We start from the raw sequence: 20685 nt of genomic DNA, 5'->3' as shown, positions 1-20685 counted from the left end.
AACCCCCCCCCGATTCGGCAGGGTTCGAAGGGGCCGTCCCCGAGAACCCGTAGCCGAAAAGGCCCAGGAGGGCGTTTTTCGGCACCCTGCTAGAGGAGACATTCCTTGAACGTTTCGTACTATCCCGGCTGCTGCATGCACGGCACGGCCAAGGGCTACGACCAATCGATCCAGTCCGTGAGCAAGGCCCTGGGGGTCAACCTGGTGGAGGTGGACGGCTGGACCTGCTGCGGTGCGAGCTCGGCCCACGCCACCAACTTCGAGCTCTCCGTGGCCCTGCCGGCCCGCAATCTCATGGCGGCCCAGAAGCGGGGTCTCGACGTGATGGTGCCGTGCGCGGCGTGCTTCAACCGGTTCAAGTCCGCCGAGCACCACCTCCACAAGGATCCGGAGCTCAAGGCCCGCATCGAGGGCGAGCTCCGGGGCCGGATCAAGGACGATCTGGAGGTCCGAAACTCCGTGGACTTCTATGTGAACCAGGTCGGGCTCGAGGCCGTGCGCGAGAAGGTCACGCGCAAGCTCGCGGGCCTCAAGGTGGCGAGCTATTACGGGTGCCTCCTGGTGCGTCCCCCGGACGTGTGCGCCTTCGACGACCCCGAGAACCCCACCTCCATGGACCGGCTGGTGGAGGCCCTGGGAGCGGAGGCAAAGCCCTGGTCCTTCAAGACCGACTGCTGCGGCGGCGCCCTCACCGTTGCCCGCACCGAGCAAGTGGTGCGCCTGGTGGACCGGCTGGTGACCATGGCCCGGGAGGCCGGCGCCAACTGCATCGTCACCGCCTGCCCCGAGTGCATGGCCAACCTGGACATGCGGGCCACCCAGGGGATGCCCATCTTCTACTTCTCCGAGCTCATGGGGCTCGCCATGGGCGCGCCCGACGCGGGCAAGTGGCTCAAGTTCCACCACGTCGACTGCATGCCGCTGCTGCGCCAGGTCGGCATCTTCCTGTGACCGCCCTGTGGTGAGGCGCGCGAGGGAACTTATGGAAAAACGACTTCTCACGAAGGACGCCTTCGCCGCGGCCCTGGAGCGCCTGGCTGCCGCCAAGCGGGTGCTCGGGCCGGTTCAGGACGGGGACAACGTGGTGTTCGGACCCCTGGAGCCGGGCCGGCAGCCGGCGCTGGGCTACCGCAACACCCGAAACGCCCCGAAGAACGCCCTCTTCCCCCACACCGAGACCCTGATGCGCTTTACGCGTACCCCCAAGGGGGTGGAGTGCGCGGGCCAGGGGGACGACCCGGCCGAGACCGTGGTCGTGGTGCGGCCCTGCGACGCCCAGAGCTTCCTCCTCCTGGACCGGGTGTTCGACCAGCCCGGCTGCCGCGACCCCTACTACGTGGGCCACCGGGAGCGCACCACCGTGGTCGCCCTGGCGTGCCCCCAGCCGCCCTACGCCGCGTGCTTTTGCACCTCGGTGGGGGGCGACCCGGTCCCGGCGGCGCCGGCCGGCGTCGACGTGCTCGCCACCGACCTGGGAGGAGGGGGAGGCGAGATCCTCGCGGAGTTCCTGACCCCGAAGGGGGAGGCGCTGCTCTCGTTCTTCGAGGGGCAGGCGGCCGACGGCCAGGCCGACGCCCGGAAGGCCCAGGCCGGGGAGAAGGCCCGGGCGGGCATCCGGTCCCAGGTGCCGGCCCGCGAGGTCCTGCCGATCCTCCAGAAGAACTTCGACCACCCCTTCTGGGCGGGCCTCCACGGCAAGTGCCTGGCCTGCGGCACCTGCACCTACATCTGCCCCACGTGCCACTGCTTCGACATCAGCGACGAGGCGAAGAAGGACGACGGGGTGCGGCTCCGGAGCTGGGACTCCTGCATGTTCCCGCTCTTCACCAAGGAGGCCTCGGGCCACAACCCCCGCTCCAGCCAGAAGGAGCGGTGGCGCCAGCGGGTGATGCACAAGTTCCGCTACATCCCCGAGAACTTCGACCTCGTCGGCTGCGTCGGCTGCGGCCGCTGCGTCCTGAACTGCCCGGTGAACCTCGACATTCGCAAGATCGTGCAGGACGTGGCGAAGATCTGACGGCAGACGGGGTTTTGGACGGGATAACAGGATGGACAGGATGTTGGGGTTTTGGGTTGATAGGTCGCGGGTTCAAGCTGCGGGAAGCGACAGCCTTATCCTGAACATCCTGTTATCCTGTCTCCGGAAAGTTTGTTTTTGACTGGATGGCAGAATAGACGGGGCAATTCTGGAGCAAGGAGACCAAAGCAGCGTGTTGCACGTTTGGTCTAGACACGATTCATCCAGAGAATCCCGTTATCCCGTCCAATAGGTTCTTAGAGGAAGCACATGGCCTGCGTATGCGCTGAGAGGGACAATCCGTACCTGCCGATCCCCGTGGAGATCGCCAAGATCATCACCGAGGTCGACACCAAGGACATCAAGACCTTCCGGTTCGCCTTCGTGAACCCGGAGGACGAGGCGCGGTTCGCCTACACCCCGGGCCAGTTCGGCGAGCTCTCGATCTTCGGCAAGGGCGAGTCGCCCATCGGCATCGCCTCGTCCCCCACCCAGAAGGGATACGTGGAGTTCACGGTCCAGAAGGCCGGGGTGGTCACCACGGCCCTCCACGAGATGGAGGAGGGCCAGCGGATGGGCATCCGGGGACCCCTGGGCAACGCCTGGCCCATCGCCTTCCTCGAAGGCAAGAACGTCGTGATCGTGGGGGGCGGGTTCGCCTTCACGACCCTTCGCTCGCTCCTGAACTACATGATCGTCCCCGAGCACCGGGGCCGCTTCGGCAAGATCACCGTGGTCTACGGGGCGCGAAACCCCGGGCTGCTCCTCTACAAGGACGAGCTCGAGGCCTGGGGAAAGCGCAGCGACGTGGACCTCCACGTCACCGTGGACAAGGGCGACGAGACCTGGAAGGGACGCGAGGGCTTCGTGCCCGCGGTGTGCAAGGACGTGGCCCCCAGCGCCGAAAACGCCGTGTGCGTGCTGTGCGGCCCCCCCATCATGATCCGCTTCACCCTGCCCGTCTTTTTCGAGCTCGGCTTCTCCAAGGAAAACATCATCACCTCGCTCGAGATGCGGATGAAGTGCGGCATCGGCAAGTGCGGCCGGTGCAACGTGGGCAACAAGTACGTATGCAAGGACGGGCCTGTTTTTAGTTTTGCCGAGCTCGACAAGCTGACCCCGGAGTACTGACGAGGTTGCCATGTCCTACTACATGAACGTCGACGAGATCTACCGGGTGGGCGTGGAGATCGAGAAAAACGGCAAGGCCTTCTACCAGGCTGCGGCGGCAGCCACGGCCGACCCGGCCGTGAAGAAGCTCTGCGGGGAGCTTGCCGCCTGGGAGACCAAGCACGTGGAGCTCTTCGAGGCGCTTCGCCGCAAGCTGCCCGCCGAGGCCAGCGAGGGCGGGGCCTTCGATCCGGCGGACGAAGAGAGCCAGTACCTCCGGGCCACCGCCGACGGCCACGTCTTCGTGAAGAACAAGGACGTGGGAGCCCTCGTGGCCCGGTGCACCTCCCCCGCGGCGCTCCTGGACCTGGCCATCGAGTTCGAGAAGGACTCGGCCGTCTTCTACAGCGCCATGAAGCAGCTCCTCCCCAAGGCCCAAGGCCTCGACGCCCTCATCGACGAGGAGCTCCGCCACATCGGCCTGCTTACGGCCCAGCGGGCCAAGGCCGGCGCATAGGGAACGCACCACTGCCCATGGTTGCCGCACGTTTGCGCCTGCGTTCGAGGGGGCGCCGGAGATCGCGCTGCGCGGCCAGCCCCTGCCTTTTCCTGCATCCCGCCCCCGAATTCCGGACCCCTCGCCCTCCCCCAGGGCGAGCTGACGCTGGAGTTTCGCTGACCCTGCTTCCGCGTGCCGGGAAACGATGAGCTCGCCCCGGAGCCCGGCAGCCTTTACGTGCCTCGGCCGCACCTTCTCACCCGAGGAAATCGCCCTGGTCCAAGAGGTGGTGGAAACCTGCTCGGCGCTGAGCCAGACCGAGCTGGCGCGCACCCTCGCCGAACTGCTGGAGTGGAGGAGACCCAGCGGCGGGCTCAAGGACTGGGAGTGCCGCACCCTTCTCCTCCGGTTGCAGGAGCGCGGCCTGCTCACCCTGCCCGAAGCGCAGGTCACCAGGCCCAGGGGGTCTCACACCGGGATTCCCAGAACCGAAAAGGGCGAAGCCGGCCCTGTCTTGGAGGGCAGCCTGAGCGACGTGGCGCCCGTCGTGCTCGACCGGGTGGCCACCAAGGAACAGCGGCTCCTCTTCCGCGAGCTCGTGGGTCGTTATCACTACCTGGGCTTCAAGGTCCCCTTCGGCGCCTACCTGCGGTACTTGGTTCGAATCGAGCGGCCCGAGCCCCAGGTAGTGGGCTGCCTCCAGTTCTCGAGCCCCGCCTGGCGCATGGAGAGCCGAGACTCCTGGATCGGCTGGGATGACCGCGCCCGCGAGAGAAACCTCCAGAGGATCGTGAACAACAGCCGGTTCCTCATCCTCCCCTGGGTTCGGGTCCGATACCTGGCGAGCTCGGTCCTGGCGCAGGTAGCCCGAAGCCTGCCCGGCGACTGGGAAGCCGCCTTCGGGGTTCGTCCCGTACTCGCGGAAACCCTGGTGGATTCGGCCCGCTTCTCGGGTACCTGCTACAAGGCCGCCAACTGGGTCCACGTGGGACGCACCACCGGACGGGGTCGGATGGACCGCGCGCGCGACACGCCCCTCCAGGTCAAGGAGGTGTTCCTGCTCCCGCTCTGCCGGAAGTTCCGGCGTCGGCTCCTGAGCGAGACGCCCCCACCCGCTCGTCCTCCCGCCGAGAGCGAATAGCCCGCCATCAAGACATCTGCCGCCCACGCGCCGAGGCGGGCCTTGAGGTGAGCGCTTCCACCAGGAAGACCTTGGCGTAGAAGCGGTTGAAGGTGGGGTAGACCTGGGCAGAGAGCATGCGCGAGGAGCAAGGCGTCAGCGAGGCACACTGGAGCTTTCGTGGCTTGCCGGACGAGAGAAGGCGCCCCTGGGGGCGCCTTCTCGAGCTTCGACCTGGAGTACGAAAACCTCAGGCGACCTTCTCGAACTTGGCCTTGCCCGCCCCGCACACCGGGCACTTCTCGGGGGCTTCCTTCTCGTGGGTGTGCCCGCAGACCTGGCACACGTAGTAGTCGAAGGTCTCCCCGGCCTTGCCCAGGTTCTGCTTGGCCTTCCGGTAGAGCGCCTCGTGGGTCTTCTCCACTTCCCAGGCCCACTGGAAGCTGGAAAGCGCCCTCTTGTCTCCCTCGGCCTGGGCGTCGCGGATCATGCCCGGGTACATGTCGAGCACCTCGTGGCTCTCGCCCGAGATGGCCTCGTCCAGGTTCTCGGCGGTGCCCTTGATTCCGCCCATGGCCCGCAGGTGGTTGTGGGCGTGCACCGTCTCCGCGGCGGCGGCGGCCCGGAACAGCTTGGCCACCTGGGGGTGGCCGTCTTCGGCGGCCTTCTTGGCGAAAGCCAGGTAGCGGCGGTTGGCCTGGGACTCGCCGGCGAAGGCGGCCTTCAAGTTCTCTAGGGTCTTCGACATGGGATCCTCCTCGGAAAGGGGTGAAGGTGAGCCGGCCTGCAACGGGGGCGAACGATAACTGGAATGGTTATCATTGTCAAGCGGGCGTCCCGACCTGGATCCACCGCCAGGGGGGGGAGCGGGTTGGGGGAAACCCTCCGCTGCGCCGTACGCTCTGCGACGATTCGAAGTGGCTTGTCCGGCGGACCCGGTGCGCCGAGCGTCACCCGTTTCAGGAGCATTGCCCGCTTCGGTCGATGCGGCGCACGGCTTCGCTCCCCGAGCTAGCCCCCAAGAGAGGTGGCGGACGTGGGCCGCTCACTCTACCGGACGACAAGAGCGAGTCACGGTAGCACGCCGAGAAGGGAGCGCAAGCAGAGACGATGTCCGCCACGGGAAGGTCTCCCGTGCGGGTGGCCGCAGGGACGGGTGGAGGGACGGAGTTTGACAGTCCCCTCGCGCGCGGCTACAGTTTGGAGCATTAACTTCGCCAGAATTCCTACGGAAGGAGCGCACAATGAAGGACCAAGTACAGACCGCATTGGACAAGATCCGCCCCAACCTCCAGGCCGACGGCGGTGACGCCGAGCTCGTGGACGTGACGGCCGACGGGGTCGTGAAAGTGCGCCTGAAGGGAGCCTGCCGCGGCTGCCCCATGAGTCAGATGACGCTCAAGCGCGGCATCGAGGCCGCCTTGAAGTCGGCGGTGCCCGGGGTGCGCAGTGTCGAGGGGGTGGACTGAGAAACGAGGAGGTGTGCCGTGCACAAGGTCAAGACCTTCGGGACCGACATGCAGGTGTTCCACGTACACAAGGAGCTCGAGCGCCTCGACGCCGAGGTGAACGGGTTCTTTGCCGCCCGGCCCCAGGCGGCCCTGGTGGGGGTGAGCGACATGCCGGTGACCGACGACAAGGGCGCAACCATCGGGATGGTTCGGGTGGTAGCCTACCGGGAGTAGGGGCGGCGGGCCAGGAGGGCGGCGTAGGCCTCTCCTCCCCAGGCCCACTCCCGGTAAGCCAGGGGAAACAGGCGGGGGAAGGCTCCCAGAAGCTCGCCGGGCCGCAAGACAAACGCAGCGCGCCGGGGTCGGGCGAGGGGACCCCGGAGGGGGTGGTCCAGGTGGGTCTTGCAGATCAACAGGCCCCCGGGAGCCAGGCAGTCCTCCAGGGGACGAAACAGGGGGCGGTGGAGGAAGTGGAAGACGAGCACCGCTCCCCACCCGGCGGCGCGGGAAAATGTGGCCGGTTCTTCGGCGTCGGCGCGGACGAACGAGGAGGCCAGGTTCCGGCGGCGGGCTTCGAGCCGGGCGGCCTCCAGTGCTTCGGCCGAGGCATCCATGCCCACGGTCTCCACGCCGAGGGCCGCAACGCAAAGGGCGTTTTGCCCCCGTCCGCAGGCCAGATCGAGGGCCGGACCCGGCAGACCGGCGGCGAGCAAGGGAAGGGCAGCGGTGAGCCAGGGGTCGGGCCGGGGAAACCTCGAGTCCTTCCGAAACGGCTCCCGCGACGTGGTCTGGTCTGCGGTCATCGGATCTCCGAGGGCATCTCCGGGGGTCTTTCGCGCAGCTTGGGTGCTCGTGCACCGCGCTGTGCCAACGAGGAAAACCCATGGTAACCGCAAATCGACGTCTCGCCATCGCCGCTCTCCTGCTGGCGGGGGCCGCCCTGTGGCTCGGGGGGTGCACCCGATACGAGCAAAGGGCGGTTCCGATCCTCCACCCGTCCGCGTACCCCAACGCGGTCGAGGTGTTCGGGGTAACGGTCGGTTCCCGCCCCTACGCCGATCGGGACGCGGCGCGGGAGGCCTTCGGCTTCGACATCATCGGGGCCGGCGTCCTGCCGGTGCAGGTCGCTTTCGACCACCTGGGATGGGATCCGGTGGAGGTCGTGGCGAACCAGACCTTCCTCATGGACCCCCAGGGCCAGCTCTGGAACATCCTGGACCAGAGCATGGCATACAGCCGCCTGGAGAAAAGCACCGAGTGGGGCAAGATCGCTCCCGAGGCCGGCAAGGGGGCCTTTCTCGGGGCGGCCGCGGGGGCCATCGTGGGGGCGGCAGTCGGCATCGTGACCGGAGGCCGGGTGCTCGAGACGACCGGGAAGGGGGCCGCCGTGGGCGGCGCCGGCGGTGCCGTGCTGGGCGGGGCCAAGGGTATGCAGGACCACGAGGATGTGCGCCGGACGATCCGGGAGGATCTGCGAAACCGCTCCATGGAGAACAAGCCGGTCTCGCCCCAGGCGATCAGCCACGGAATCCTGTACTTCCCCGCCGAGGCCCTGGCCGCCCAGGAGCTTCGCCTGCAACTGAAGAACGTCCGCACCGGAGAGGTGCAGACCTTGCGGATGCCCTTCTGAGCGGGTCCGCTTGCGGCAGGGCCCCGAGGACTTCCGCACCCCGGCGATTCCTTCCCGCGCGCCCTTGCCCGTGACCAGCACCCTGCGCCCGCCCGGACGGTCCGACCTCGACGCCCTCGCCCGGCGCCTGGGGGAGGGCTGCGTCAGCGACCGGGCCGAGATCCGCGCCCGATACGCCCGCGACGAGTCGACGATGCTCGAGGCCGAGCCGACCGCTGTGGTGCGGCCCCGGACCGCCGAGGAGGTCTGCGAGGTGTTGCGGTGGGCGTCGGCGGGGCCGTTCGCGGTCGTCCCCCGGGGAGCCGGAACCGGCGTGGCGGGGGGATGCGTCGCCCTGGGGGGCGGGGTGGTCCTCTCCCTGGAGCGCATGGACCGGATCCTGGAGCTCGACGCGGACAACCTCACCCTCACCTGTGAGCCGGGGGTGGTCACGGGGCGCGTGCAGGAGGAAGCCCAGCGCCACGGCCTCTTCTACCCCCCGGACCCGGCGAGCCTGGATTCCTGTTCTATCGGGGGAAACGTCGTGGTAGGGGCCGGCGGCGCCCGGGCCGTGAAGTACGGCACCACCCGGGATTACCTGCTGGGTCTCCAGGTGGGGCTGGCGGACGGCACCCTCCTGGACCTGGGGGGAAAGACCGTGAAAAATGCCACCGGCTACCACCTGGCGGAGCTCCTGGTGGGGAGCGAGGGAACTCTGGGCGTGGTCACCCGGGTCGTGCTGCGGCTGCTGCCCCACCCGTCCCGACGGGTAGCGCTCCTGCTTCCCTTCCCCGACCTCCGGGGGGCCGCGCTGGCCGTGGCTCGGGTCATCCGGGAGCGCATCGTCCCTGCCGTAGCCGAGTTCATGGACGACGTAACCATCGACGCGGCGCGAAGGTACCTGGGGCGGGACCTGCCCGGCGGAGCCTCGGCCGGCGCCTACGCCCTCCTGGAGCTCGACGGGGAGGACGAGGGCGCCCTGGAAGGGGAAATGGTCCGGGTGGGCGCGATTGCCCAGGAGGAAGGCGCCCTGGAGATCCTTGCGGCCCAGGACCCCGGGCAGCAGGCCCGCCTGTGGGAAAGCCGGCGCTGCCTCGGCGAGGCCCTGCGGGCCCTGAGCCCCGAGATCGGCAAGGCCGACGTGGTGGTTCCCCGGTCCCGGGTTCCGGATCTCGTGGACGCGGTGAAGGGCGTGGGGCGGGAGCTCGGCCTCGCGGCCGCGTGCTTCGGCCACGCCGGGGACGGAAACGTCCATGTGAACCTGCTTCGCCGGGACCTGCCCCGAGAGCCCTGGGCCGAGCGCCTCCCCGCAGCCATGGAGCAGGTGATGGAGATCACGTCGCGGCTTGGGGGCCTCCCCTCGGGAGAGCACGGTATCGGCGTCCTGAAGAAGCCCTATCTCCACCGTTTCCTCTCCCCGAAAGCCCTGGAGCTCATGCGCGGCATCAAGGCCACCTTCGACCCCCTCGGCATCCTCAACCCGGGCAAGGTTCTGTGAGTCTGTCGAGCCGGCTCCGCACCGCGATGGGCGCGGTCGTCCTGTGCGTCCTGGCGGCCCTCCTGGCCCTCCCGCAGGAGGGGCACGGGTGCTTCGGCGCGCGCCTTCGGGTGGGGGTCCCGCCGGAGCCCTCCCTCGCCCTGGCGGCCTATGCGGCGGGATACTACGTGGAGGAAAAGACCGGCATCGCCCCCGAGTTCGTGGCGGTGGAGGGCGACGGGGCGGCCGCCCTGGCTCGCGGCGACGTGGATCTCCTCCTCCTCCCCGAAGCTCCTCCGCCCGACGGTATCGCGGTCCGGCCGGCGGGAGACGTTGCGGGGGCGGGGCCCTGCCAGTTCTGGATTCGGGAGGACGTGCTCGACGACCTGCGGTTCTTCACCGTGGACCGCGCACTGAGAAACATCCCGAGGTTCTATGGGTCTGATGCCTTCTTGCAGGCCGCGGCCTCCCGCGATCCGGCCCGGAAGGCCGCGCGACAGGCGGTGCACCGTGGGAACTAGGGCGCTGCTGGGGGTGCTGGTGGCCCTGGGCCTGCTCGCGGGCTGCCGGGCAGAGCGTCCCACCTTTCGCATCGGATACATGATCTGCAATTCCATCGAGGAGACCCGGGAGCGCTTCGAGCCCCTGAGCGCGTATCTCTCGAAGACGAGCGGCGCCCGGTTCGAGAGCGTCTACCTCGACACGGCGGACGTGGAGGGCGCCCTGGCCCAGGGGGAGCTCGACTTCACCCACACCAACTCGCTTCTCTACGTGATCCTCCGGGAGCACCACGCCCTCCAGCTGGTGGCAGCGGAAAAGAAGGGCTCCTTTGGAGTCCTCACCCGGGGGGCCGTCATCGCCCGCCGGGGGGCGGGCATCGAATCCCTGGACGACCTGAGGGGCAAGCGGTTCGTCTTCGGTCCCCAGTGGGCGCCCTTCGGCTTCCTCGCCGAGTACGCCCTGCTCCTGGAGGCGGGCATCGACCCGGAGAGGGATCTAGGGTTCTACGCCATCCCCCACGGATCCTGGAAGCACGAGAAGATCATCTATTCGGTGCTCTACGGCGCCTTCGACGCGGGGGCCGCCCCCCTCATCGACCTGGAGGAGATGACCGCCGAGGGCAAGATCGCCCCGGACGATTTCGTCGTCCTGGCCCGCACGGACCTGGCACCCTACTGCACAGTGGGGGCCGCCGCGCGCGTGGCGCCCGAGTGGGTGGCGCGGGTGCGGCAGGCCCTGCTCGCCGCCGATGACGACACCACCGTTGAGGTAGGGAGCGAACGACTGGCCGTGCTGCGCCGGGCCCTGGTGGACGGCTTCGAGGCCCTCGCGGACGAGGACTACGAACCCCTGCGCCGGTGGGCCCGGCTTGCCCAGTTCCCTCCCTACGAGCAGTACTGATGGCCCCTGGGCCTCGCCTCACCCGGTTCCTCCTCGCCCTCGGGGTCGCATCGTGCCTCGCCTGGGCCGGGGTAGAGGCGCGAAACCTCAGCGGTATCTCCCAGGGATCCGACCCCTGCGCCGCCCGCCCCTCCGAAGCCGCCGCCGTGGAGACCAGCTACGCGGCGATCCGCGCAGCCCTGGGAGACGGCCGCGACGACGAGGCGCTGCTCGCCCTGCGGGACCGGGTCAGCCGGGGCCCCTACCCGGGCTACGCGTGGTTCCTGCTGGGAGAGGCTGCCTACCGCGAGGGGGCGGCCGCGGCCGCCGTGGGGCACTGGCGCAAGGCCGTGGAGGCCGACGCAACGGTGGCGGACCGGGGGGCGGCCTTCGGCGCCGGCCGCGCCATCGCCCGCCGCCTGGCCGAGCTGCGGGAAGGCCCGTGGGCCGAGAATCCGCCTCGGGAGATTCGGGACCTCTACTACCTCCAGCGGCGCCTCGCCGGGGGGTGTGAGTAGTTGGGCGGGCGGGGCGCCCTGCGCCGGCACGGGTGGGCCCTGGCCGCCGGGGGCCTCCTGGGCCTGGCCGGCAGCCTGCTGGCCTACCTGGGCAACCCGGTCAACACGGGGATCTGCATCTCGTGTTTCCTGGAGAACGCCGCCGGCGCCCTCGGCCTGCACGCCAACCCCCGCATGCAGTACATCCGGCCCGAGCTCCTGGGGTTCTTCCTGGGGAGCTTCGCAATGGCCGCGGTGGGACGCGAGTTTCGGCCCCGGGGCCGCGGCTCGGCCCCGGCATTGCTCGGCATGGGAATCCTCATGGCAGTGGGCGCCGCGGTCTTCATCGGCTGCCCCATCAAGGCCCTGCTCCGGCTGGCCGCGGGCGACCTCACCGCGGCGGCGGGGGGCGTCGGGCTGATCCTGGGGGTTTGGGGGGGGATCCGGCTCCTGGAGCCGGCCGAGTGGGTCCTGGGCGGGCGCGAGCGGGCGCTGCCCGCCGCCGTGCCCCTCGGGGCGGCCGCCGCCGCGCTGGCCCTGACGGCGCTGGCATCGGTTCCCGGAGCCCTGCTGGAGAGCCGAACGGGGGGCGGATCCCTCCACGCTCCGCTTCTCTGGAGCCTGGCGGCGGGCGTGCTCCTGGGCGGCCTGTGTCAGCGCTCCCGCTTTTGTGTCACCGGGAGCCTGCGCGACGTCCTCCTGACCCGGAGCGCCTGGGCCGCCGCACCCCTGGCGCTGGCGCTCCTGGCCGCCGGGCTCGCCAACGCCTTTACAGACCAGTTTTCCCTCGGCTACCATGGCCAGCCGGGGTCCCACGTGGAGTGGGTATGGAGCCTGCTGGGGATGGGCCTGGTGGGAGCGGTGGCCGTGCTGGCGGGCGGGTGCCCCTTCCGCCAGATCGTAAAGGCCGGAGAAGGAGACCTGGACGCCCTCACCGTCATCGGGGGCATGGTCTTTGGCGCCGTCCTCGTGCAGAACTGGGCCCTGGGGGCGAACGCGGCGGGGGTTACGGCAGGGGGCAAGGTGGCGGTCCTGCTGGGCCTGGCGGCAGTGCTCTCCCTGGGCCTCCGGCAAAAGGAGGACGCCCCATGAGTGCCCGGAAACCCTGGGTTCCCCCCGTAGGCCTCGCCCTCTGGACCGCGCTCCTGCTCACGAGCTGCGCCGCAGTCTCCCCGGCTCCCGAGCCAGCGGCCCCTTCGAGCGCCGTGCCCCTGCGGGACTACATCATCTACAGCAATACCGTCTGGTCCGGCGACCTCCTGGTGGAGCGGCCCGTCATCGTGGCGCGCACAGCTACCCTGACCGTTGCCCCGGGCACCCGGGTGTACTTCGACCTGCCCGAGCCGGCCGCGGACAAGGACCGAAAGCCGTGGGTCCTCGTCCAGGGAGCCCTGGTGGCCATCGGGAGCGGGGAGCGGCCCATCTCCTTTGCCCCCGTCAAGGCGACCCGCAACGAGTGGGACGACATGATCTTCATCGAGGGGGCCAAGGAGGCCCACCTGGCGTACTGCACCTTCGCCCAGGGTCCGTGGGGGCTCCACATCCACGATACCCCGGCCGATGTGACGCACTGTGAGTTCCGGGGCAACTACGGCGGCGTGCGCTTCCAGGGGGGGCGCGTCGTGCTGCGGGGGAACCGCTTTCTCGACAACCAGGTCGGTGTCCGCTGCCTCAAGGCCTCTCCGGTCGTGGAAGAGAACCACTTTTCGGGGAACCTCACGGCGATCTTCTTTCGAGAGGGAGTCACGGGCGCGGTGCTGCGCCGGAACAACTTCGACAACCGGGAGTACGACGTGAAGCTCGGGGAAGGCCAGGCCACCGACGTGGACGCCACGGGCAACTGGTGGAGTCCGGGAAAGGACGGCGGTTCGGGAAGGCGCATCTACGACGCGGGTGTGGACGCGGCCCTGGGCCGGGTGCAGGTAGAGCCCGCCCTGGCGGCGCCCTGGAGCCCGGAGGGCGGGGGGCGGTGAGGCGCGTTCCGGTGCGAAACCCCGACCTCGTGTGGCGGGACGAACCGGCGGAGAAGGAGGGCATCCTGGCCGCCCTGGAGCGCGGCGAGGACGCCGGCGGCCGAGGGTGGGTCATCCTGGTGGATCGGGGCCGGATGCACGAACTCAACCTCCTGGCAGGCGAGATCTGGTGCCTCGCGGACGGCGTCCGGGACGAGGAGGACATCGCGCGGGAGCTCGCCTCCCGGTACGACGCTCCCTGGGAGGAGATCCTCTCCGACGTGCGGGAGTTCGTGGCCTCCTGCGTCCCCCTCGGGTGGCTGCGCATCCAGGAGGCTTGAGGTGGAGCTCACCGCGCCGCTCACGGTCAACTGGACCCTCTCCTATGCCTGCAACTTCTCCTGCCGCCACTGCTACTCCCGGGACCAGCGCCGGGAGGAGCTGCCGCTTCCCGACGTGCTCCGGATCGTGGACGAGCTGGCCCGCTGCCGGGTGGCCTTCGTGAGCTTCGGGGGCGGCGAGCCGCTGCTCTACCCGCACCTCTTCCCGGTGGCCGAGCGGGCTGCGGCCAAGGGGCTGCGGGTCGCGATGAACACCAACGGCTGGCTGCTGGACGCCCAGGCGGCGGGGCGCTTGCGGGACGCCGGGTTCGCCTCGGTGGGCGTGAGCCTGGACGGCGCCACCTCCGACGTCCACGACGCCTTCCGGAGTCGGCCGGGCAGCTTCTCCCGGGCCCTGGCGGCCCTGGAGCACCTGGCCGCGGCGGGGGTCCCGAGCACCGTCTCGGCCGTGATCTTCCGGGGCAACGTCACCTCCTACCGGGAGATCGTGGCCCTGGCGGCGGAGCGCGGAGCCCGCACCGTGTACCTGCACAACTTCAAGTGCTCGGGACGGGGCATGGCCAACCGGGCCGAGCTCGACCTGAGCCCGGAGGCGTGGCGCTCCTTCTACGAGGACGCCCTGGCCTACCGCCCGGCAGCCCCTGCGGCGCTGGCCTTCGACGACCCCATCCTCGCCCTCCTGGGCGCCTCCGAGGCGGGAGCCGTACAGGGCAGCACCTGCGGCAAGCTCTCGCTCCACCTGGAGCCCGACGGGGACGCCACCCCCTGCGGGTTCATCCCCCTTTCCGCCGGCAACATCCTGGCCCAGGGCCTGGAGAACCTGTGGCGCGACTCCCCGGTGCTCCGGGCCATGCGCACCAAGACGCCCCAGGGCAAGTGCACGAGTTGCTCGGCCTACGGGGAGTGCCTGGGGGGCTGCACGGCCCGGGCGTTTGCCGTCTCCGGCTCCTTCGACGCCCCCGACCCCCACTGCTGGCGCGAAGACCCCGGCCGCCCCTGACCGGCACGGCTCCCCCCGGCTTTCACCCAAATCGCTATCGGTATCGGTATCGGTATCGGCATCGAAGACCCGCTGCGGGCCGGGAGCCCGCTCGTCCCGCGCTTGGGGTCCTCGGGGGCTATTCCACCGGAAGGACCGCTCCCAGGAAGCGCCGCGGGTTTTCGGAGAAGACCCGGGCCTCCACGTTCTCGGGCAGGCCCAACTCCCGCACCATCCCGATGTACTCGCAGGCGAGCTCGGCGTTGTAGAGGAAGGCGTCCGAGCCGAAACACACCCGGTCGGGGTAGTGGAGGATGAAGTCCCGGTAGCCCGCGGGGTCTCGGCGCACGTGGGGGAGCATGGAGGCCAGGTCGGTGTACACGTTGGGGTAGCGGTCCAGGACCTTGCGGAAAGCCCCGCGCCCGATGCCGAAGTGGGCGAAGTCCACGCGCACCCCGGGGAAATCTGCCAGGAGCGCGGTCATGACGTCGCCGTAACGGCGCGCGTCCATGTGGTAGACCACGGGAAGGTCCCGGGCCGCGGCGAAGGCGAAGATCTCCCACTCCCGCCGCTGGTATTCCCGAAGGGAGACGCCGAAGGCGTCGGGCACGCTCCCCACCCCCAGGTCGTTGCCGCCGTCGGCCAGGTAGATCCCCTTGAGGCCCCGGAACCCCTGCGCCAGGTACCGGGAGAGAAGGGCGGGGACCTCGCCCCAGAGGTGGCGGGTGTCGACGAAGGGCAGGAGCGTGGGGGCGTTGCGGCGCGCCAGCTCCAGGAGGAGGCCGGCCTCGTGGCCCAGGGGGTCGCCCCGGTGCTCCACGTAGTCCGGGATGAGGCTCCAGAGCCCCTCCCGGTCCAGCCGGGTGTTCACGAGGCCCACCACCACCATGTGCCGCAACCCCGCGGCGCGGGCCGCCGCGAGCCCCCCGGCAACCCGGTCGGCGTCGCCGGGGCCCGCGAAGCAGTGGGCGTGGACGTCGATGACCTCGAAAGGCATGGACGATCGGGTCTCAGCTCAAGCCCGGCAGGCAGGGGCCGGGCCGGGGGCCTCCCCTCCGGCGGCCCAGGGTCCCGATGACACGTTGCTGCGGCGAAGCGCTACAGCGAGGGAAGGGAAGGACATGGCACCTCCGGAAGGCGATCGCCAAGGCCGCCTGTGCCGCCTGCGGGGAGGCCCCCGGCCCCCTCGACAGTGGACGCGGTTCCCCGGACGGACGGGAACCTTTTCGTGAAGAGCGACCGGGGCCAGGGGCCCCGGCCGCGTTCCGTTACCGACGGCGCGTCTAGCCCTTGGGCTTGCCCAGCACGGCCTCGAAGGCCGCCTCGTCCATGAGGGCGCCCTCGGCGATGAGCTGACGGTACTTGAGGAAGTCGATCACATCTTCTCCGGTGATCTTCTTGGTCGAGAAGGCGGTGAAGCCCAGGAAGGCCTCCCCCATCATGTTGGCGGCCAGCCAGTGGCGGTTGGGGAGCTTGGCCTGGTCCCAGAAGAACTTCTTCTTGGCCCGGATGGAGTCGATGGACATCTGGAGGCACCCGGGAAAGAGGTTCGCGAACCGCCACACGATCTCCTGCACGGCCTTGTCCAGGAGCTCGAAGTCGGTGGTGCACTGCTCCACCAGGGCCTTGGCGGCCTTGGCTTCCTCCCCCTTCTTGAACTCGCCGTAGACGATCTCCCCGTCGCGCACGTAGTCCTCGGTGATGACGAGCGGGTTTCGCACCCACTGGCCGTCCTTCTTGAGCACCGGCACGGCCTTCGAGACCAGGTTCTTGGCCTTCATCTTGTAAGCCGACCACGTCTCGCAGGAGACGCAGTTCCACATGGCGTCCTCCATGGAGAGGAACCAGGGGAGGAAGTCGGTGGCGCCGCCCACCGGGGCCGAGCCGTGCTTGGGCCCCGCCTGGCCGTAGACCGCCAGATCCGAGGAGACCGCGATGTCGGCCGCCATGCCGATCTCCTGGCCGCCCGCCACCCGCATGCCGTTGACTCGGCAGATGACGGGCTTCTTGCAGTCGAGGATCGAGTCCACCATCAGGTTGAAGAGGTCCATGTACTCGCCGTACTCGTTGGGGCGCTTGGAGTAGTACTGGGAGTACTCGACGGTATTTCCGCCCGTGCAGAAGGCCTTGTCGCCGGTGCCGGTGAAGACCACGGCCACGACCGACCGGTCCCCCGAAGCGGCCTTGAAGGCGGCGATCACCCCCTTGACCATCTCGGTGGTGTAGGAGTTGTACTGCTTGGGGTTGTTGAGCCGGATCCACGCCACGTAGAGCCCCGAAACCTCCTTGCCGTCGGGGCCGGTGAGCGGCCGCTTCTCGTACACCGTGCACGGGGCCTCCGTGCCCCAGTACTCGCCCTTCATCAACCCGTGGTCCTTCATGTGGTCGTCGCGGGGAAGCCAAGTGAGACTCATGGGATACTCCTGTGGGTTGCGTGTTGTGGGTTGCGTGTTGTTGGTTTTGGCCCAGGTTCTTTCTCCAACGTGCCACGTGCCACGTGCAACGTGCAACGTCAGAAATCCGGCTCCAGCACGACGCGCTTTTCCACCTTGCGGTCGTGGATGTCGTGGAAGGTCTGGGCGATGGCCGACATGGGGCGGGTCTCCACGAAGGGCTCCACCTGCACCTTGCCCGCCTGCACGAGCTTGAGGACCTCGGGGTAGTACTTGGGCAGGCAGCCCCAGGTCCCGATCATCTCGGCGTCGAAGGCCATGAGCTTGGAGACCATGTACTCGGTGGAGGCCATGGTGTAGCCCACCACGACGAGCTTGCCCACGAAGGATAGGAGCTGGAGGCCGATCTCCTGGCCGGGCTTCGAGCCCGAGACCTCGAAGATCTTCCAGCCCCAGTTGTGGGGCACGCCCTTCTCCTTGCAGATGGCGCGAAACGCCTCCTGCACCTCCTTGGGCGTCTTGCCCCGGGAGTTGATGGTGGCGTCGGCGCCGAACTGGAGGGCACGCGCGAGCTTGGCGTCGTCGATGTCGATGCCGATCACCGTGCCCGCCCCCAGGGCCTTGGCCATCTGGGTCATGTAGATCCCCACCCCGCCGCAGGCGCCGACCACGATCACCCGATCGCCGGAGGCGATGCCGGCGCGCATGGACGCCTGGTAGGGGGTGGTCACGGCGTCGGCGATCACCGCCAGGTGGGAGAGGGGCACGTCGCGCCGGTCCACCACGCACAGGTCGGCAAAGGGCACGGGGATGTGGTCCGAGAACCCGCCGTAGATGCCCAGGCTGTTGCCGGGCATCTTCTGGGCCAGGCAGCGGTTGCCCCGGCCCGAGGCGCAGATGGGGCAGGTGTTGCAGGGCATCACCGCCGGCACGATAACCTCCTTGCCGACCCACGCGGCGGGCCCCTCCACCACCGTGCCGCTGATCTCGTGACCCAGGGCCAGCGGCGGCGGGTTGACCGTGGGTACCCCGTCGAAGAAGTACCCCAGGTCCGTGTGGCACACCCCGCACCCGGCCACCTTCACGAGCACGTCGCCGGGCCCCAGGGCCGGCGCGGGGATCTCCGCCCGCTCGAGCACCCCGTGCTCCCCGGTCTTCGGGTTGGTGGGCTTGACCATCTGCCACGTCCGGATCGTCTTCACGCTCATCTCATCCTCCTCCCGGGCCTCTGCGGCCCTCTTGCGTCAGCGATGCAGCTTGCTTCCTATCCGAACCACAGCACCCACAGCCCCACCGCCAGGCTCACGCCCAGGCCGAGCGGAATGGTCTTTCGCAGGATCGCCCCCTCCTGGCCCACCGCCCCGCACAGGGGGGTGGCGAGGGCGATCTTGAAGGGGCTCGAGACACTCCCGACGCTCGCCCCGATGGCGAGCGCGGCTGCCAGGCTCTCGGGCGAGATCCCCAGCAGCCCGGCGGCTACCACCTGGAACTTCCCGAAGAGCATGATGCTCGCCACCCCGTACCCGGAAAGGAAGGTGCCCACCCACCCGAGCAGCGGGGCGAAGACCGGGTAGAAGGAGCCGGTGTACTCGTAGGTGCCCCGGGCCAGGACGGCCGCGAGGTTTCGGGTGTCGTCCAGGGAGGCGAAGGCCGGCGCGTAGCCCGAGAAGGCCACCATCTGTCCCATGGCTCCGAAGAGCCCCATGGCTACGAGCGGACGCCACGCCCGGGAGAGGCTCGTCCCCAGCAGGCGCCGGCGCTCTCCGGGCCCGTAGGAAAAGAGCACCAGCACCAGGACCAGGGCCGCGAAGAGGTACGTGTAGGCGTCGAAGAACGGCCGCAGGGTCACCTCGTGCACCGGGACCACCGCCAGGGTCACGGCCAGGGTCTCCCGGGTGGCCGCCCGCAAGCCGGGGTGCAGGTTCACGGCCGAGAGCCCGGCGATGATGAGGGCAAAGGGGGCGAAGTCGCGCAGCAGGTCGCGGTCGATGGCGAGCCCCCGGCGTCCCCACAGGACCAGGAGGGCCACCACCGCGAGCCCCCCGAACATGGCCGAGACCGGCACCCCCACCCACACCACCGTGGCCCATGCCGTGAGCCCCGCCGTGAGCCCCGCCGCGGCGAAGAGCCCCGCCTTCCTCCAAACGTCGCGCCCCCCGGACGCAAACAAGGGCACCGAGAGAGACAGGAGCAGCGTGGGGAGCACCGAGAGCACGGCGATCCTGATCCCCAGCGCCTCGGGAGCCAGGTCGGTGACCGCCGCGAGCACCGTCACGATGATGCCGGCCAGAGCCAGGGTCATGAGACCCGAGTACCCCACGATGGAGAGCGCCGCCGAGGCGGCCGGGGAAAGGCCCGACGCCCGCAGCATGGGGGCGAGCACGGGCTCGGCGATGACCCCGGCGCCCTCCATGAAGTTCCCCAGGCCCAGCGTCAGCAGCGCCGTGCGGTGCCACTCGCCGGCCACGCGGCCCTCGTACCACCCCACGATGCGCTGGAGGCTCCCCTTGGCCAGGCACACCACCGAGAGCGCGATGCCCGCCAGAATCACCAGGAGCAGCGGCAGCGTCGTGAGCACCCCGTCGAGGCTCGCCGCCAGGAGCACCCGGGCCGATGTGTCGAAGACGGTGGCGCACAAGGCGAAGGTGAAGCCCAGCCCCGCGATCGCGAGCTCCAGGGCCGGACGGCGAAAGGCCACGGCAAGCACGAGCACCAGGAGCACCGGCGACCAGGCCAGGGCGTAGGAGAGCCCGAAGCTCACGGAAGGCCCTCCCCGGTGTCGAGGCCGAGCAGGCGCGCGGCGTTGCCGCCCAGGATGGCCTCCTTCGCCTCGGCGCTCAGGGGCAGGGCGCCGATGGCTTCCACGTTCCTGCGGATGCCGGGATTGCCGGGCCAATCGCTCCCGAAGATCACCTTGCGGTGGAGCCTCTCCAGGTTGGGGAAGTAGGAGAGGAGGTTCTTCGGGGGCAGGCCCGACACCTCCAGGTACAGGTTTGGGTGGAGCGCAACGAGAAACTCCGCCCGGTCGTACCAGAACCCCCGGCCTCCGTGGACCACGAGCAGCGCCAGTTCGGGGAAGTCGGCCGCCACGTCGTCCAGGTGCAGGGGGTCGCCGTACTTGATCTTCGCCCCGGGGAAGATGCTCGACCCCGTATGGACCATCACCGGGAGTCCCAGCTCCCGGCACGAGGCATACAGGGGGTAGAGCTCGGCCTGATTGGGGTAGAAGTGCTGGTAGGTCGGGTAGAGCTTCACCCCGCGGAACCCCATGCCTGCCAGCCGCTCGATCTCCCGGTCCAGGCGCGGGGTGACCCAGGGGTTCAGGGTGGCGAACAGGAGGAGCCGCCGGGAGTCCCGAAACCGCTCCCACACGTACTCGTTGGAGGTGTTGCCCGTGACCAGCGGGCTCACCTCGGGAAGCCCCACGGCGTAGTCCACCCCTTCCCCCTCCAGGTATGCGTCGAAGCCCTCGGGGGTCAGGAGCGCGTCCCAGTCTCCCCGCTCGCCCCAGAAGCTGTCGCAAAAGGCGGCAGGGGTGTCGCGCAGGTGCTCCCGGGCGGCCAGGTGGACGTGGAAGTCGACGATCATGGAAACCCTAGCGAGGCCCTGCCTCAGACCGGCGAGGCGTGAGAGTTCTTTTCACCTGTGCTCGATCCCGGTCGAAATCGAAATCGCGATCGGGATCGGAGTCGATTTCGATATCCATTTGGAGGGGGACACCGCGCGCCCCGTGGCTTCAGGGCGGCGGCCCGCCCGAGAACTTGACCCATCCTTCGAAAATACGGGTCCGCAAGCATCTCTCGCGGGGGGGGGGGGGCGGGGGGGCGATGCCGGGGCCCCCCCCCCCCCCCCACCCCCAG

The 20685-nt window shown here is 69.4% G+C and carries 23 protein-coding genes; 16 read left to right on the top strand and 7 right to left on the bottom strand.

Going from position 1 to position 20685, the window contains the following annotated elements; genetic code table 11:
- Positions 1-105 precede the first annotated feature (105 nt).
- The 5 genes from AB1578_13075 to AB1578_13055 all read left to right on the top strand — a co-directional run bounded on the left by AB1578_13075 (position 106) and on the right by AB1578_13055 (position 4767).
- The gene (locus AB1578_13075; protein MEW6488831.1) at positions 106-951 is read left to right on the top strand and encodes a CoB--CoM heterodisulfide reductase iron-sulfur subunit B family protein; all 846 of its coding nucleotides are present in this window, start codon (positions 106-108) and stop codon (positions 949-951) included.
- 31 nt (positions 952-982) lie between these two features.
- A complete protein-coding gene (locus tag AB1578_13070; protein ID MEW6488830.1) occupies positions 983-2017 on the top strand; it encodes a 4Fe-4S dicluster domain-containing protein in 1035 nt (344 codons plus the stop codon).
- Between the two features lie 270 nt (positions 2018-2287).
- Positions 2288-3148, top strand: a complete 861-nt coding sequence (locus AB1578_13065) for an FAD/NAD(P)-binding protein (GenBank protein MEW6488829.1) — start codon at positions 2288-2290, stop codon at positions 3146-3148.
- Between the two features lie 10 nt (positions 3149-3158).
- Positions 3159-3644 carry a hypothetical protein gene (locus AB1578_13060; GenBank protein MEW6488828.1) on the top strand — a complete coding sequence of 162 codons (486 nt, stop codon included), beginning with the start codon at positions 3159-3161 and terminating at the stop codon, positions 3642-3644.
- A gap of 187 nt (positions 3645-3831) precedes the next feature.
- Positions 3832-4767, top strand: coding sequence for a DUF4338 domain-containing protein (locus tag AB1578_13055; protein ID MEW6488827.1), 936 nt, complete (start codon positions 3832-3834; stop codon positions 4765-4767).
- Between the two features lie 229 nt (positions 4768-4996).
- Here the strand turns inward: AB1578_13055 and AB1578_13050 are convergent, their stop codons facing one another.
- Positions 4997-5494, bottom strand: coding sequence for a rubrerythrin family protein (locus AB1578_13050; protein ID MEW6488826.1), 498 nt, complete (start codon positions 5492-5494; stop codon positions 4997-4999).
- A 496-nt stretch (positions 5495-5990) separates the two neighbouring features.
- On the opposite strand from AB1578_13050, the gene AB1578_13045 reads away from it, so the two are divergent.
- Together AB1578_13045 and AB1578_13040 are read left to right on the top strand one after the other, a co-directional pair.
- Positions 5991-6215: a NifU family protein gene (locus AB1578_13045; protein ID MEW6488825.1), complete on the top strand. Its 225-nt coding sequence runs from the start codon at positions 5991-5993 to the stop codon at positions 6213-6215.
- Positions 6216-6233: 18 nt separating this feature from the next.
- On the top strand, positions 6234-6431 hold the full coding sequence (locus tag AB1578_13040; protein ID MEW6488824.1) for a hypothetical protein: 198 nt from the start codon (positions 6234-6236) through the stop codon (positions 6429-6431).
- Here the strand turns inward: AB1578_13040 and AB1578_13035 are convergent.
- Entirely contained in the window at positions 6419-7000 is a 582-nt protein-coding gene (locus tag AB1578_13035) for a methyltransferase domain-containing protein (GenBank protein MEW6488823.1), read from the bottom strand. The genes AB1578_13040 and AB1578_13035 overlap by 13 nt on opposite strands.
- Before the next feature lie 80 nt (positions 7001-7080).
- Between AB1578_13035 and AB1578_13030 the strand changes: the two genes are divergently transcribed.
- The 9 genes from AB1578_13030 (at position 7081) to AB1578_12990 (ending at position 14453) form a co-directional block, all read left to right on the top strand.
- A complete protein-coding gene (locus tag AB1578_13030; protein ID MEW6488822.1) occupies positions 7081-7827 on the top strand; it encodes a hypothetical protein in 747 nt (248 codons plus the stop codon).
- A 70-nt stretch (positions 7828-7897) separates the two neighbouring features.
- Entirely contained in the window at positions 7898-9304 is a 1407-nt protein-coding gene (locus AB1578_13025; GenBank protein ID MEW6488821.1) for an FAD-linked oxidase C-terminal domain-containing protein, read from the top strand.
- Positions 9301-9804, top strand: coding sequence for a hypothetical protein (locus tag AB1578_13020; GenBank protein ID MEW6488820.1), 504 nt, complete (start codon positions 9301-9303; stop codon positions 9802-9804). The genes AB1578_13025 and AB1578_13020 overlap by 4 nt, the downstream gene beginning before the upstream one ends.
- A complete protein-coding gene (locus AB1578_13015) occupies positions 9794-10684 on the top strand; it encodes a phosphate/phosphite/phosphonate ABC transporter substrate-binding protein (GenBank protein MEW6488819.1) in 891 nt (296 codons plus the stop codon). The genes AB1578_13020 and AB1578_13015 overlap by 11 nt, the downstream gene beginning before the upstream one ends.
- On the top strand, positions 10684-11181 hold the full coding sequence (locus tag AB1578_13010; GenBank protein MEW6488818.1) for a hypothetical protein: 498 nt from the start codon (positions 10684-10686) through the stop codon (positions 11179-11181). The genes AB1578_13015 and AB1578_13010 overlap by 1 nt, the downstream gene beginning before the upstream one ends.
- The gene (gene yedE / locus AB1578_13005; protein ID MEW6488817.1) at positions 11182-12252 is read left to right on the top strand and encodes a YedE family putative selenium transporter; all 1071 of its coding nucleotides are present in this window, start codon (positions 11182-11184) and stop codon (positions 12250-12252) included. It begins immediately after the preceding gene.
- Positions 12249-13133, top strand: coding sequence for a right-handed parallel beta-helix repeat-containing protein (locus AB1578_13000; protein MEW6488816.1), 885 nt, complete (start codon positions 12249-12251; stop codon positions 13131-13133). The genes yedE and AB1578_13000 overlap by 4 nt, the downstream gene beginning before the upstream one ends.
- A complete protein-coding gene (locus AB1578_12995) occupies positions 13130-13453 on the top strand; it encodes a PqqD family peptide modification chaperone (protein MEW6488815.1) in 324 nt (107 codons plus the stop codon). The genes AB1578_13000 and AB1578_12995 overlap by 4 nt, the downstream gene beginning before the upstream one ends.
- Before the next feature lies 1 nt (position 13454).
- Positions 13455-14453: a radical SAM protein gene (locus AB1578_12990; protein MEW6488814.1), complete on the top strand. Its 999-nt coding sequence runs from the start codon at positions 13455-13457 to the stop codon at positions 14451-14453.
- A gap of 118 nt (positions 14454-14571) precedes the next feature.
- Here the strand turns inward: AB1578_12990 and AB1578_12985 are convergent, their stop codons facing one another.
- The 5 genes from AB1578_12985 to AB1578_12965 all read right to left on the bottom strand — a co-directional run bounded on the left by AB1578_12985 (position 14572) and on the right by AB1578_12965 (position 20413).
- Positions 14572-15429 carry an amidohydrolase family protein gene (locus AB1578_12985; GenBank protein ID MEW6488813.1) on the bottom strand — a complete coding sequence of 286 codons (858 nt, stop codon included), beginning with the start codon at positions 15427-15429 and terminating at the stop codon, positions 14572-14574.
- 286 nt (positions 15430-15715) lie between these two features.
- The gene (gene oah / locus AB1578_12980) at positions 15716-16846 is read right to left on the bottom strand and encodes a 6-oxocyclohex-1-ene-1-carbonyl-CoA hydratase (GenBank protein ID MEW6488812.1); all 1131 of its coding nucleotides are present in this window, start codon (positions 16844-16846) and stop codon (positions 15716-15718) included.
- Positions 16847-16944: 98 nt separating this feature from the next.
- Positions 16945-18033 (bottom strand): 6-hydroxycyclohex-1-ene-1-carbonyl-CoA dehydrogenase, encoded by a 1089-nt coding sequence (gene had, locus AB1578_12975; protein MEW6488811.1) that lies wholly within the window; start codon positions 18031-18033, stop codon positions 16945-16947.
- Positions 18034-18089: 56 nt separating this feature from the next.
- Entirely contained in the window at positions 18090-19586 is a 1497-nt protein-coding gene (locus AB1578_12970; protein MEW6488810.1) for an L-lactate permease, read from the bottom strand.
- Positions 19583-20413, bottom strand: coding sequence for an amidohydrolase family protein (locus AB1578_12965; GenBank protein ID MEW6488809.1), 831 nt, complete (start codon positions 20411-20413; stop codon positions 19583-19585). The genes AB1578_12970 and AB1578_12965 overlap by 4 nt, the downstream gene beginning before the upstream one ends.
- Positions 20414-20685: the final 272 nt, after the last annotated feature.

The organism is Thermodesulfobacteriota bacterium, assembly GCA_040756475.1.
Lineage (GTDB): Bacteria > Desulfobacterota > Deferrisomatia > Deferrisomatales > JACRMM01 > JBFLZB01.
The sequence above is the reverse complement of the archived record's forward strand: the minus strand, read 5'-3'. Positions and strand labels throughout refer to the sequence as shown.

Bases quoted from the DNA above. Each gene is read 5' to 3' on its own strand.
- AB1578_13070 (MEW6488830.1), top strand. From the start codon at position 983: ATGGAAAAACGACTTCTCACGAAGGACGCCTTCGCCGCGGCCCTGGAG.
- AB1578_13065 (MEW6488829.1), top strand. From the start codon at position 2,288: ATGGCCTGCGTATGCGCTGAGAGGGACAATCCGTACCTGCCGATCCCC.
- AB1578_13060 (MEW6488828.1), top strand. From the start codon at position 3,159: ATGTCCTACTACATGAACGTCGACGAGATCTACCGGGTGGGCGTGGAG.
- AB1578_13055 (MEW6488827.1), top strand. From the start codon at position 3,832: ATGAGCTCGCCCCGGAGCCCGGCAGCCTTTACGTGCCTCGGCCGCACC.
- AB1578_13050 (MEW6488826.1), bottom strand. From the start codon at position 5,494: ATGTCGAAGACCCTAGAGAACTTGAAGGCCGCCTTCGCCGGCGAGTCC.
- AB1578_13045 (MEW6488825.1), top strand. From the start codon at position 5,991: ATGAAGGACCAAGTACAGACCGCATTGGACAAGATCCGCCCCAACCTC.
- AB1578_13035 (MEW6488823.1), bottom strand. From the start codon at position 7,000: ATGACCGCAGACCAGACCACGTCGCGGGAGCCGTTTCGGAAGGACTCG.
- AB1578_13030 (MEW6488822.1), top strand. From the start codon at position 7,081: ATGGTAACCGCAAATCGACGTCTCGCCATCGCCGCTCTCCTGCTGGCG.
- AB1578_13010 (MEW6488818.1), top strand. From the start codon at position 10,684: ATGGCCCCTGGGCCTCGCCTCACCCGGTTCCTCCTCGCCCTCGGGGTC.
- AB1578_13000 (MEW6488816.1), top strand. From the start codon at position 12,249: ATGAGTGCCCGGAAACCCTGGGTTCCCCCCGTAGGCCTCGCCCTCTGG.
- AB1578_12985 (MEW6488813.1), bottom strand. From the start codon at position 15,429: ATGCCTTTCGAGGTCATCGACGTCCACGCCCACTGCTTCGCGGGCCCC.
- oah (MEW6488812.1), bottom strand. From the start codon at position 16,846: ATGAGTCTCACTTGGCTTCCCCGCGACGACCACATGAAGGACCACGGG.
- had (MEW6488811.1), bottom strand. From the start codon at position 18,033: ATGAGCGTGAAGACGATCCGGACGTGGCAGATGGTCAAGCCCACCAAC.
- AB1578_12965 (MEW6488809.1), bottom strand. From the start codon at position 20,413: ATGATCGTCGACTTCCACGTCCACCTGGCCGCCCGGGAGCACCTGCGC.